Origin of the sequence: Paludibacillus litoralis, from assembly GCF_037646705.1 — a bacterium.
Classification (GTDB): domain Bacteria; phylum Pseudomonadota; class Alphaproteobacteria; order Rhodobacterales; family Rhodobacteraceae; genus Pikeienuella; species Pikeienuella litoralis.
The window spans coordinates 1-12,345 of sequence record NZ_JBBHER010000008.1 but is presented as its reverse complement, the minus strand read 5'-3'; the positions used below and the strand labels follow the sequence as shown (position 1 = coordinate 12,345).

The window sequence follows — 12,345 nt, the reverse complement described above, 5'->3', positions numbered from 1 at the left end:
ATGAACAGCCCCGCGCTTCAGGCGAGAGGACTTGTCAAACGGTTCGGTGAAAGCCTTGCCGTGGACGGCGTCGATCTCGATCTGAAGCCGGGCAGGGTGCTCGGCCTGGTCGGCGAGAACGGCGCCGGAAAATCGACGCTGCTCAACATCCTGTCGTGCATCGCGCGGCAGGATGCGGGGTCGGTCGTCCTCGCCGGACAGACAACGCAGCCGGCGGATTACGCCGCAGCTCAGCGGCTCGGACTTGCGCGCGTGTTTCAGGAACAGGCGCTGATCGGCAACGTGCCGGTTTACGAGAATCTGCTGATGGGATCGGAGGGGCGTTTCACGCGCTTCGGTCAATTCATCGACCGCAAGGCGATGATCGCGCTCGCCGAAGAGATGATCGACGAGGCCGGCGCGCGGCTCGACGTCCGCAAGACGACCTCCGATCTCTCTTTCTCCCAGCGTCAGGTGGTGGAGATCATCCGCGCCTGCCTCGCCCCGCGCCGTCTTTTCGGCGTGGAGCGGCCGATCGTGCTTCTGGACGAGCCGACGGCGTCGCTGGAGCGGGGCGATGAGCGGATATTCCTCCGCCTCGTCGAACAGACCCGCGTGACCGGCGCGCTGCTTTTCGTCTCGCACCGGCTCGGCGAGGTGCTCTCGCTCTCGGATGAGATCATGGTGCTGAAAGATGGGCGCGCGGTCGGGACCGTCGAACCGCGCGACGTGGATGAGCGGGACCTGCATCGCCTGATGGTCGGGCGCGAACGCGACCGCGACTATTACCATGAGGACCGCCAGCGGGGCGGCGCCGGCGCGGCGCCGGCCTTCGCTGCGCGCGCGATGACGCGCTCCGGCGCCTATCACGGCGTCTCCCTCGAAATACGCGCCGGCGAAATCCTGGGCGTGGGCGGACTGCTCGAGAGCGGAAAGAGCGATCTCGGCAAGGGCCTCGCGGGCGTGGCGGCGTCCGACTCCGGAGAGGTCTCCATGGGAGCCGGCGCCTGGCGCCGCCCCGGCGCGCGCGCCCTGATCGGCGCCGGGCTCGGCTATGTTCCCGCCGAGCGGCTCGCGGAGGGCATGATCGCCTCTCAACCGATTTCATGGAACATTTCGCTCCCCAGCGGAGACCTTTTTTCAACCGCGCTCGGCCTCTGGCGTCCGCGGCGCGAGCGGCGGGTGAGCATGGAGATGATCGAACGCGTCGGGGTGAAGGCGGACGGGCCGGAGGCGCCCTGCGACCGCCTCTCGGGCGGCAATCAGCAGAAGGTCGTCCTCGGCCGCTGGCTCGCGCGGGATCTCGGCGTTCTGATCCTCGACAACCCGACAAGAGGCGTGGACGCCGGCGCGAAGGAGGAGATCTACCGCCTGATCCGCGACCTGACCGACACGGGCGTGGCGATCCTCCTGATCACCGACGAGCTCATGGAGCTGATCGGCCTCTCGGACCGGATCGCGATCATGCGGAAGGGGCGCATCACCCGGGTCATACCGGCGCCGGCGCATGAAAAACCGAGCGAACAGGCTCTGGTCGAAGCCATGTTGACCGCGGCGCCCGAGTTGGAGGCGGCGGCGTGAGCGCGCCCGGCGCAGCGCGCATCGACCTGCGCTCCGGCCTCTGGTTGCCGCTCGGCGTCGTCGTCGCGCTGATCGTCTTCTTCTCGCTGGCCTCCGACGCCTTTCTCTCGCTTCGCAACATGACCGGCATCCTCGGGCAGGCCAGCACCCTGCTTCTCGCCTGCCTCGGCGCGTCATTCGTCGTGCTGATGGGCTGCATCGATCTTTCGGTCGGCGCGATCGTGCTGCTGGTCGGGGCGATCACGGTGAAGGCGCTCAACCTGATGGACGCGGGCGTCGCCGCGCTTCTGATCGGGATGGGCGCGGGGGCGGCGCTCGGCGCGATCAACGGGCTTATCTACGCGCTCGGGCGCATTCCCTCCTTCGTCGTGACGCTCGGCACCCTCTCGATCTTCACCGGCGCGGCGTGGGAGATTCTCGAGGGGCGCGCGCTCCGCTTTTCGTCGGTGGCGTTCGAGGAGCTCGCCATCGGCCAGCTGATCCCCAGCGCGCCAAACATCGCGCTTTTCGCGCTTGGCGCCTGGGCGATCATGAGCCTCGCCGGGCGGCGCACCCGCTTCGGGCGCTACATGTATTTCATCGGCGGCGGCGAAGCCGTCGCGCGCACCGCGGGAATTCCGGTCCTGCGCTACAAGATCTACGCTTTCGCGCTTTCGGGCATGACCGCGGGGCTCGCCGGATCGCTGGCCGTGGCGCGGCTTGGCGCGGCCGGGCCGACACTCGGCCAGGATCTGCTTCTCAACACCCTCGCCGCGATCGTGGTCGGCGGGACGTCGCTTTCAGGGGGGATCGGCGGCGTGCACCGGACCCTGATCGGCGTCGCCATCATCGCGCTGCTCGACAACGGCCTCAATCTGATGGGCGTCAATCAATACACCCAGATGATGATCAAGGGCGCCGTCGTCATCGGCGCCGTGCTGATCGGACAGGATCGCGCCAAGAGCGCGGTGATCAAATAGGGCCGCAAACGGCCGATAACGGGAGGATGAACACATGACCGAACTTTTCAGACGGCCAAGCCGACGCACGCTCCTGAAGGGCGCCGCCGGCATGGCGGGCTTCGCGATGTCCCCCGCTCTTTTCGCGGGCGCGCGCGCCGCGACCGGCGATCTCGCGACCATCCATGAGCGCGCCGCGGCGGCGGCGAAGGAGCTTCTTGGCGACCGGAGCCTGACGCTGAAGATCCTTCAGCCGTCCGGCTCGCTCGGAAACGTTCAGCCGGTGGCGGAGCGGTTCACCGAGGCGACCGGCATCAAGTTCGAATATATCGAAGTGCCGTTGAGCGAGATCACCCAGAAGGTGCTGCTCGAGGCGGTGTCGAAATCCGGCTCCTTCGACCTCGCGCTGCCGGCGACGTTCGGGCTTCCGGATCTGGCCGAGTCGGGCATCCTCGTCAATCTCGACGATTACGCGCGCAAATACGAACCCGAGGATTTTCAGGCGGACGCGCTCTACACCATCGGCGACTATTACAAGGGCTCGCTCTACGGCTATCAGACCGATGGCGACATCTACCTGATGTTCTACAACAAGCCCTGGCTGGAAAACGCAGAGGAGAGCGCCGGGTTCGAGGCCAAGAACGGCTACGCGCTGAAAATACCCGAAACCTGGGAGGAGCTGGACGCCATGATGGCGTGGTTCCATCGCCCGGACCAGGGCATGTATGGCGGCGCGCTGTTTCGCACGCAATATTTCGCCGCGTGGGAATGGTGGGGCCGGTTCCACGCCAAGGGCTTCTATCCATTCTCGGACGATCTCGAGCCGCAGATCAACAACGAGGCCGGCGTCGCCGCGCTGGAGGAATTGATCGCGGCCTCCGCGCACCAGTATCCCGGCGCCCGGACGAATGGCCTGTTCGAGAATTTCGAAGCCTTCGGCGAAGGCGACAAATTCGCCGATATCGGCTGGGGCGGCACGCAGAAATACCTCCATTCCGGCAAATCCAAGCTCAAGGACAAACTCGCCTTTGGCGACATGCCCGGCGGGATCGTCGACGGCGAGCTGCTCCGCACCTCCTATTTCAACTGGGGCTGGAACTACGTCGTGAACACGATGAGCGCGGATCCGGAGATCGCCTATCTCTACTCGCTCTTCGCCTGCTCGCCGGCGATGTCGACCATCGCGACCCGGGACCCCGCAGGATATTTCGACCCGACCCGCAACGCCCATTACAAGGACGCGTCGATCATCGAGACCTATTCCGCGCCGTTCCTCGCGGCGCATGAACGGGCGATGACCGAGGCGATCCCCGACCTCTATCTGAAAGGCCAGGGCGAGTATTTCGACGAGCTGCGCGTTGCGGTCGCCGGCGCCGACGCCGGGTCGAAGACCGCGAAAAAGGCGCTCGACGATTGCGCGAACGCCTGGTCGCGCATCACGCGGCGGATGGGCAGGCGGAGCCAGGAAGTTCAGTGGCGGTTCCTGAAATCCAGCTACCCGGCTTCGATCCGCGATCGGCTGAAATGAAACCCTCTGCTGAAGCGACGATGAGCGCCGCTCAGCCCGCGCCGGGGCGATCCCCCCGGCGCGGATGGCCGCCGTTCAACATCGCGCTCGTGCTGCCGGCCCAGATCACCATCATGGCGGTGGTGGTCGTGCCGACCGTCATCGTGATCTGGCTGGCGCTGACCGACTGGCAGCCGACGCAGGCCGTGTCCTGGTGGCGGGCGGAGCCGGTCTGGTGGTGGAATTTCGTCGATCTCTGGTACGACGACCGCTTCGTGAACGCGGTCTTGCGCACCTTCTTTCTGGTGGCGGTCTGCATCGCGGTGGAGCTCGCGCTCGCGCTCGGGCTGGCGCTGCTCTTCGTCGAGGAGTGGTGGTGGAAACGGCTCGCCGTTTCCGTCGTCATCCTGCCGATGATGATCATTCCGGTGGACGCGGCGAACGCGTTCTTCATGCTTTTCAACGACCGCGGACCAATCAATCACCTCATCAGCCTGGCGATCGGAGAGCCCTACACGTTTTCATGGCTGTCGCACCCGACCTGGGCGCTGGCGCCGATCATGCTCTGCGAAATCTGGCAATGGACGCCGCTGATGTTCCTGATGGTGCTGACCGGCCTGATGAGCTTGCCGCAAAATCAGGTGCGCGCGGCGATCGCGCTCGGCGCCAGCCCGGCGCGGATCTTCCGGCGGATCATGCTGCCGCTGCTCGCGCCGGTGATCGGAATCGCGGTTCTGATCCGCTCCATCGAGACCTTCAAGATCTTCGATCCGGTCTACATCCTGACCCGGGGTCAGCCCGGCGGCGCGACCGAGACCATCTCCATGTACATGTATAACGGCGCCTTCGTTTATTTCCGGATGGGCTATATCGCGGCCGCCGCGCTCATCGTGCTGGTTCTGGTCGTGTCGATCTGTCTCGCGCTGTCGCGCCCGTTGAAGAGGCACGCGTGATGCGCTCAGGATTTTTCTCGACCCTGCTCAAGCGCTTCGCCGTCATCGCCGCGATGGTGTTCGCGTTCTTCCCGATCTACTGGCTGTTCGCCACCTCGCTGAAGCCGTTCGAAGAATGGGCGGCCTGGCCGCCGGTCTGGCTGACCGACCAGCCGACCTTGCAGAACTACCGCATCGTCTTCTTCCCCGAAGCCGCGCGCGACTTCGCGGCCGGGCAGAGCGGCTCGCTCGACTACAAGGTCTCGGGCAGCGCCTGGAAGGCGTTTCAGGACAGCGCCATCATCTCCGTTTTCGCCACGTTCTTCTCGGTCCTGTTCGGCACGCTGGCCGCCTACTCCATCGTGCGCTTCCGCACCGGGGGCGAGAATTACCCGTTTCAGTTCCTCACCGTCCGGATGATGCCGCCGATCGCGGTGGTGGTGCCGATGGTGGCGCTGTTCTCGATCCTGAGGCTCGCGGACACCTATTTCGGCATGATCCTCGCCTATACCGCGTTCACTCTGCCGTTCTCGATCTGGATGATCCGCTCCTTCATCGAAGAGACGCCGGCCGAGCTTGAAGGCGCCGCGATGGTTCACGGCATGAGCCAGATGAAAGCCTTCGTCACCATCACGCTCCCGCTGGCGCGGGGCGGGATTCTCGCGACCGCGCTCTTCATCTTCATCCTCAACTGGTCGGAGTTCCTGTTCGCGCTTGTGCTCACCTCCGGCGATATCGTGACCGTCACGCTCCAGGTCGCGAATTACGTCTCGGCGTCGTCGGGCAAGCTCTATGGGGTGCAGGCGGCGATGGGGGCGATCTCGACCTTGCCGGTGATCTTCTTCGGCTACATCATCCAGAAGCACCTCGTGCGCGGGCTGACCTTCGGCGCGGTGAAGCGATGACCCACCGGCTGGAGCTCAGGGATCTCGGCAAGCGGTTCGGTGAGACCGATGCGGTCAGGAGCATGAACCTCGCGCTTGAACCGGGGGAGTTTCTGTCGCTGCTCGGGCCGTCAGGGTGCGGCAAGTCCACGACGCTGACGATGATCGCCGGGTTCGAGACGCCCAGCACGGGCGAGATCCGCGTCGATGGCGCGTTGATCAACGCTACGCCGCCCGGCCGGCGGCGCATCGGGCTGGTGTTTCAGGATTACGCCGTTTTCTCGCGCCTCACCGTGCGCGACAATCTCTCCTTCGGGCTTGAGGCGCAGGGCGTGCGGCGCGCGGAGCGCCGCCGCCGCGTCGCCGCGATGGCGGAGACGCTCGGCCTCGGCCCGATCATGGCGCGGCGCGGCGCGAGCCTGAACATGAGCGAGATGCAGCGCGTCGCCCTCGCGCGCGTGCTGGTGACCGAGCCGCGCCTGCTGCTTCTGGATGAGCCGATGTCCAATCTGGACGCCGCGCTGCGGGCCCAACTGCGCGGAGAGCTGAAGCAACTGCAAAAGCGGCTGCGACAGACGGTTCTCTATGTGACCCATGATCAGGTGGAAGCCATGGCGATGTCGGACCGGATCGCCGTCATGCATGATGGCGTGATCGAGCAGGTGGGCGCCCCGGAGGACATCTATCACCGCCCTGCGACCCGGTTCGTGGCCGAATTCATCGGCGATCCGCCGATCAATCTTCTGCCCTGCCGGGTGACGCGCGACGGCGGGAGGCTCAGCGCCGCGACCGCGCTGCATGGCGCGCTGGAGCTGGCGCCCCGGGACATCGACGGCGGCGATTTCCTGATCGGGGTTCGCCCGCATGATGTTCTGCTCTCGAAGACGGGCGGCGACGGCCACGCGCGGACCACCGTGCGTTTTGTCGAGAATCTCGGGGTAGAGCATGTGCTTCATTGCGATTACGGCGACGACCTGATCGCGCTGACCGCGCCGCCGGGCTTCGCCTCCGCCGGCGAGACGATCTGGCTCGGGCTCGACGAGCGGCGCCTCCACCTGATCGGGCGCGAAGACGGGCTCGTCCATCAGCGGAAGGACGCGGCGTGAGCATGCTTTCCGTAACCGGACTGACCATGCGCTACCAGCCCGGTCCTCCGGCGCTGGATCAGGTCTCCTTCGACATGGAGCCCGGCGAATTCTTCACCGTGGTCGGCCCGAGCAACGCCGGCAAGTCGACGCTTCTGAAAACCATCGCGGGGCTGGAGCGTCCCGAAGCGGGCCGGATCGCGATCGCCGGGCGGGACATGACCCGCGCGGAGCCGCGCCATCGGGGCGTCAGCCTTCTCTTTCAGAATATCGCGCTCTTCCCGGCGTCGACCGGGTTCGAGAATATCGCCTTTCCCCTCCGCACGGCGGGGTGGGGTGAGCCTGAAATCGAGGCGCGGGTGGTCGAGATCGCGTCGCTGCTGCGCGTCAGCCATGTGCTGGAGCGGCTGCCGCGCACGTTTTCCGGCGGCGAGCAGCAGCGCGTCGCCATCGGCCGCGCGCTGGCCGCGCCCTCGGACCTTCTGATGCTGGACGAGCCGCTGACCAATCTTGACGCGCGGATACGCGTCTCGCTGCGGATCGCGTTCAAGACGCTCCACCGCGAAACCGGGCAGTCCATCCTCTACGTCACCCATGACCAGACCGAAGCGATGTCGCTTTCGGATCGGATCGGCGTCCTCAACAACGGCGTTTTCGAGCAGGTCGGATCGCCGGACGAACTCTACCAGACCCCGAGAACGGCCTTCGTCGCCGGATTTCTGGGCGCGCCGCCGATGAACCTGTTGCCCGCCGAGTTCACCGAGCGGGACGGCGTCCTGATCGCCCATGGCGACGGGTTTCAGGCGCCTCTGGTCGGCCGCGCCGAGGGGCCGCGCCCGACCGAAGGGGCGATCGGCGTCCGGCCCGAAGCGATCAGCGTCTCGCCGCATCAGAGCGCGGAGACGCCGCTCGCGGCCGAGGCGTTGCAGATCGAGCGCCTCGGCGGCCATCATGTGATCGACATTCGCCTTGGCGGTCAGGTGATCAGGGCGCGCAGCCGGCCTGACCACCCGGTGACGACGAGCGGCCCGGTATGGATCGGCTTCCGCCCGGCCGCCGAGCATATTCTCGACCGTCGGAGCGGACTGTTCGCCCGGCGAAGTGGCTGACAAGGGAAAAGGGAGAGAAATCATGTGCGTTTGTGGCGCCTGCGGCAAGGACGGCCCGCTTCCGGGCAAGTTCGCCTATGCGAAATTTTCGGAGCATCTCGATCTGGCCGAGCCGAAGACGTTCGCTGAAATCGAATCGATGTCGCCCGAGGCGATGGCGCGCGCGTCGCGCCTCGTCATGGGCACGTACAACGAACTCCTGCAAACCGCCTCCTCGATCGAGGATGAAGGATATCGCCGGTTGATGACCGAATGCATCACCGGCCCCAAAGTCACCTTCCTCGAGATGTATCCGACTGAAGCGGACCGCCGGAAGATGTTCGACGAGATGGTCAGGCTTGGGTTCTTCAATGCGGAGGACGACCCCGATCATGTCTGGCCCTCCGGCCACATGAGCCCGCAGACCTACCTGACCGCGCCCTCCAGCCACAATGATTTCTACAACGCGCATCCGGGCGGGCTCGCGGTCACGGTCGCCTACAACATCCGCATGGCGGAAGCCTACACATCCAACTACCGGCAGATGTACGGCGTGCCGATCAATCGCGATGTTTCCGTCGCCGGCCTCCTGATCCACGAATATCCCAAGGTCTGGCTGTATCAGTGGCGAGAGGACGGCAGTTGGCTCGAAGAGCCGCGCACGGTCTATGACGACACGTGGCACGCCCATTGCATCTACGTCACCGCGGAGCTGATGCATCGCCGGTTCGACAGCCGGATCGTCATGGCGATGGCGGCGGCGCACCAGCTTGGCATGCTCGACGCCGCGATGGACGGCAGGCGCGTCGTCGCCAACTGGATCGGCCTCGAACGCGTGGCCCATTTCATCAAGGCGGCGGCGGTCATGGCGCAGGTCGACCCGGTCGAGTACGGCCTTCTCGAACGAAAGGGCGGCGATGTCGTCCTCGCGCCGCAGCCTGCGGAGCATTGGGTGACGCATCTTGCGGATATGAACTGGCCCTACACGATGGGCGGCGCCCAGCTCAGCACCGAACCCGCGCTGCGCCAGATCGCGGAGAGCGACTACGGAATCAAGGGCGACGACCTGCATGGCCGGCCATTCAATCAGATGAAGAATTACGTCTGGTCGCAGCTCAGCCAGATCACCCTCTATGAGATTCTTGTCCGTGAAGGCGATGACGCGATGCGAAAGACGGTCAATCGCCTGATCGCAGCGTAAGCGACGCTGCTTTCGCCGCATGGTCCGGGTCCGCCGGCTGAACGGCGGACTTTCGGGCGGGGGCCAGATCACCCGGGAAACCGCATTCCCCGACTGAGGCCCTCGGCAAGGCATGGCCTTTCTGTAGCCAAGCTGGCCCGCCGCCGCGTAGTTCTCATGTAACGCAGCGGCGGCGGGCCGGCGGGGGCGCCGTTTACACTATGCTCGGTTCTTGAAGCGCCAGCTTTCGTCGCCAGTTTTGATGATGTCGCAATGATGGATCGGCGACGGTCTGGGTGACGATATCTCCGACCTGCTGTGAGGACGTGATGAGCGAAGGCCGCTCGAACACTTCAGTTGGAGACTGGATCAAAACCCACTCTATATAACAGGATCATGTGATCTCGTGCGTGGTGAAACGGATGCTGGCGCTGTAAGCTCAGGCGGTTGAGCTTGGCGCCATGCGATGCGATCTTCTTGTTCGGTTGCGAAGAGGAGATCGGTTCATCGCAAGGTGGGCGGAAACGATTGGGAACGAAATGTTCAGAGGCCTTCCCCAATCCGCCGGGGCTTCTCCGCCTGAGTCAGACTTGCGGCCATGATTCGGATCGCCGCTATCCGGCGGTGTCGCTGGGTCGAGCACATGCGGACAGGGACGGGCTCCCACCATGTCGCGCCCAAAACCTCGTGCTTCGCCGCCAACTCTCAAACCGGAAATTTCACTCGGGTTTCGCCGCGAAACCGAAAGACGCGCACATCGTCGTGAAATGCGAGAGCGCCGATCCCCATGAGGTCGCGGAGCTGAAGTGAAGAGGCGAAGGCCCGTTCCGCACGCCGACAGAGCGGAACCTTGAACTTATCGCCAGCACCACCTCTTGCTACGGTTCGGGGGCTGCGCCCGCGCCGGGTCGCAGTTCTCGTGGAAAACAAGCGAGGAGCAGGATCCGAGGCTCGAAGCAAATATTTGAAACATCAGGGAAATTTGGTAGCGGAGGAGGGACTTGAACCCCCGACACGCGGATTATGATTCCGCTCCTACGGCTTTTCCGGATTTTTCAGGCGAGACGAACTGAACCGTCATGAGACGGCGTGAGGCCAAAAACATGGGATAACTCAGAGGCTTGTCGCCTTTGTAGGTTCACTGAACCATTGGTCACCCGTCTCACGCCATCTCATCGCGTATCGCTGAAGCGCAGCGGTTTTGCAGTCCCGTGCAGTCCCCTTTTTATGCTGCGGAAGAACGAACCCAGCTCCTCCTTGCGACACATTGAACGCAAGGAGAATACGGTGAAGAAAGAGATCACGGAACTGCTCGCGAAGCATGCGAAGACTGACGCCAAGCGGCTCAATATCAAAGATACGGTGGTGCAAGGCTTCACCTTGCGCATCGGTCGCAGCGGGGCGAAGTCCTTCGCGATGATGATGCGCGACAAGTCCGGCCGGAACCGGACTTACACCGTCGGCGGCTACCCAGAGTTCAGCGTGAAGGAGGCCCGCGCGATGGCCGAGAGGATCCGGCATGGCGTCCGCTACGGCGGCGTCAGCGCGCCGACCCGGACCGGAGATGAACAGCGGTCGAGCGTAACCCTGGGCGATCTGCTGGACGAGGCGCAGCCGATTTTCGCGGCGTCGCGCAAAGGATGGCGCCCTCGTGGCAACCCTGGCTCCAAGAGCAATATGCGCAGCACCATCGAGACGGTGTTCGCGCCGCTTCTATCAGATCCCGTCGAGGCGCTAACGGAGGAGGACATCGCACGCGCCATTCGAACCTACACGCCATCGCGTCCGATCAAGGGCAAGACGACGGCCAACGGGCAGATCTCGCGGGCGATGTCCTATCTCGCCCCGGTGCTTGATTGGGCGGCGCATCGAGGCAAGTTCGCCAAGATCGGAGCAGGGCGCCTCCGGAGGATCGATACCCCCGTCCTCCGGCTGGTGTACGACCCGTCATCGAATGATCCGACGATTAAGGGCTTCCGGACACGCGTTCTCTCCGTCGGGGAACTGACCGCAGTTCTGCCGTTACTGCTCTATCCTGCGCCCGAGCAACTGCGCCGCCCCAGACTGCTGCTGCCGAATGATTTCGGTCCTGTGGCAATGAAGTTTCTGTTCCTGACGCTCGCGCGACGCGAAGAGGCAGCGACCGCTCGCTGGCGTGATTTCGACTTTCGCAACGGCGTCTGGACCAAGCCGACGGTCAAGGCCATGGGCGGCCGGGATCGTGCGCAGTCGCTTCCCTTGTCGCAGGCGGCGCTCGCGCTGCTGAGGGCGCTGCCTGGCTACGCCCACGGATTGCCAGACGATTACGTGTTTCCGAATGGTCGCGGAGGCCCGCTCGACAACTGGGACCGCATCAGCGCGGCCATCTACGAGGCGAGCGGCACCGCAGGGTGGACCCGGCACGATGTACGCCGTACCGGCGCGACACTGCTCGAGGAGCTTGGCGTCGCCGTTCAAACCGTCGATGAAATCCTCGCCCACACCAACCGGTTCCGGAGCGCTTCGGTCAGCGGCTCGGCGGGCCATTACATGGTCGCGACCCGCATCCTCAACACGACCGAAGATCCAAAGGAGGCCGCGCTGAACAAGCTCGCGAGTGCATACGATCTGATCGTTCTGGAAGCCTCGAAAGCGATCGCGGCGTGAATGTGGAGGCCTCCGCCAGAAAGCCACTGCGCGGGGCGTGCGCCGTTCCCCGGTTCATGAGCGCCTGGAGGTCGCGGGCGCGGCATTCGGAGAGATGGCGGGCCGGGAGCGCGCGAACTGGTTCGCCCGCGACGGTCTCGAGCGCGGCTACCGTTATTCCCGGAGTCGCCAGAATTAGGGAGCGGGCGCGTCAAGCCTCGTAGTCCGTCCACCAGTCAGCCTTCAGCCGCGTGACAGTCTTCGCGGATAAGCCCTTGGCGTTCGGACCCAACAAGGCCTCCAGCGCCTCGGTGAAATCGCCCGTGGACACGCCCTTCAGGTAAAGCCATGGCAGCAACTCCTCGACCGATCTCGCCTTGCGCAGATACCGCGGCAGAATGCTGGGCGTGAAGCTGATCTTGTCTTCGCCCGCACCCCGATCCCGCACGCGTGGCACTTTCACCGGCACTGGACCGATGCCGGTCATCACCTCGCGTTCCGGGAGATGACCATGGCGCACCAAGCGTGCCCGCCCGTCCTCGAGTC

The 12,345-nt window shown here is 64.8% G+C and carries 9 protein-coding genes and 1 pseudogene; 9 read left to right on the top strand and 1 reads right to left on the bottom strand.

The genetic code is table 11. The annotated features are described in order from the left end of the window. The 9 genes from WG921_RS14470 to WG921_RS14430 all read left to right on the top strand — a co-directional run bounded on the left by WG921_RS14470 (nucleotide 1) and on the right by WG921_RS14430 (nucleotide 11,820). Nucleotides 1-1,560 (top strand): sugar ABC transporter ATP-binding protein, encoded by a 1,560-nt coding sequence (locus tag WG921_RS14470; protein ID WP_340109961.1) that lies wholly within the window; start codon nucleotides 1-3, stop codon nucleotides 1,558-1,560. Continuing rightward, entirely contained in the window at nucleotides 1,557-2,519 is a 963-nt protein-coding gene (locus WG921_RS14465; RefSeq protein ID WP_340109960.1) for an ABC transporter permease, read from the top strand. Before WG921_RS14470 ends, WG921_RS14465 begins: the two co-directional genes overlap by 4 nt. Before the next feature lie 34 nt (nucleotides 2,520-2,553). Next, entirely contained in the window at nucleotides 2,554-4,026 is a 1,473-nt protein-coding gene (locus WG921_RS14460) for an extracellular solute-binding protein (protein ID WP_340109959.1), read from the top strand. Nucleotides 4,027-4,046: 20 nt separating this feature from the next. Continuing rightward, nucleotides 4,047-4,958 (top strand): carbohydrate ABC transporter permease, encoded by a 912-nt coding sequence (locus WG921_RS14455; RefSeq protein WP_340109958.1) that lies wholly within the window; start codon nucleotides 4,047-4,049, stop codon nucleotides 4,956-4,958. Then, complete coding sequence (locus WG921_RS14450; protein ID WP_340109957.1) at nucleotides 4,958-5,842, top strand: carbohydrate ABC transporter permease; 885 nt, start codon at nucleotides 4,958-4,960, stop codon at nucleotides 5,840-5,842. The genes WG921_RS14455 and WG921_RS14450 overlap by 1 nt, the downstream gene beginning before the upstream one ends. After that, nucleotides 5,839-6,927: an ABC transporter ATP-binding protein gene (locus tag WG921_RS14445; protein ID WP_340109956.1), complete on the top strand. Its 1,089-nt coding sequence runs from the start codon at nucleotides 5,839-5,841 to the stop codon at nucleotides 6,925-6,927. The genes WG921_RS14450 and WG921_RS14445 overlap by 4 nt, the downstream gene beginning before the upstream one ends. 2 nt (nucleotides 6,928-6,929) lie before the next feature. After that, nucleotides 6,930-8,015 carry an ABC transporter ATP-binding protein gene (locus tag WG921_RS14440; protein ID WP_340110135.1) on the top strand — a complete coding sequence of 362 codons (1,086 nt, stop codon included), beginning with the start codon at nucleotides 6,930-6,932 and terminating at the stop codon, nucleotides 8,013-8,015. Between the two features lie 22 nt (nucleotides 8,016-8,037). After that, nucleotides 8,038-9,195 (top strand): hypothetical protein, encoded by a 1,158-nt coding sequence (locus WG921_RS14435; RefSeq protein WP_340109955.1) that lies wholly within the window; start codon nucleotides 8,038-8,040, stop codon nucleotides 9,193-9,195. Between the two features lie 1,266 nt (nucleotides 9,196-10,461). Next, a complete protein-coding gene (locus WG921_RS14430; RefSeq protein WP_340109954.1) occupies nucleotides 10,462-11,820 on the top strand; it encodes a tyrosine-type recombinase/integrase in 1,359 nt (452 codons plus the stop codon). A gap of 196 nt (nucleotides 11,821-12,016) precedes the next feature. Here the strand turns inward: WG921_RS14430 and WG921_RS14425 are convergent. Further along, nucleotides 12,017-12,345: pseudogene (locus WG921_RS14425) on the bottom strand (transposase); the annotation flags it as partial.

Coding starts and splice junctions, on each gene's coding strand:
- WG921_RS14470 (WP_340109961.1), top strand. CDS start 1: ATGAACAGCCCCGCGCTTCAGGCGAGAGGACTTGTCAAACGGTTCGGT.
- WG921_RS14455 (WP_340109958.1), top strand. CDS start 4,047: ATGAGCGCCGCTCAGCCCGCGCCGGGGCGATCCCCCCGGCGCGGATGG.
- WG921_RS14460 (WP_340109959.1), top strand. CDS start 2,554: ATGACCGAACTTTTCAGACGGCCAAGCCGACGCACGCTCCTGAAGGGC.
- WG921_RS14440 (WP_340110135.1), top strand. CDS start 6,930: ATGCTTTCCGTAACCGGACTGACCATGCGCTACCAGCCCGGTCCTCCG.
- WG921_RS14450 (WP_340109957.1), top strand. CDS start 4,958: ATGCGCTCAGGATTTTTCTCGACCCTGCTCAAGCGCTTCGCCGTCATC.
- WG921_RS14435 (WP_340109955.1), top strand. CDS start 8,038: ATGTGCGTTTGTGGCGCCTGCGGCAAGGACGGCCCGCTTCCGGGCAAG.
- WG921_RS14445 (WP_340109956.1), top strand. CDS start 5,839: ATGACCCACCGGCTGGAGCTCAGGGATCTCGGCAAGCGGTTCGGTGAG.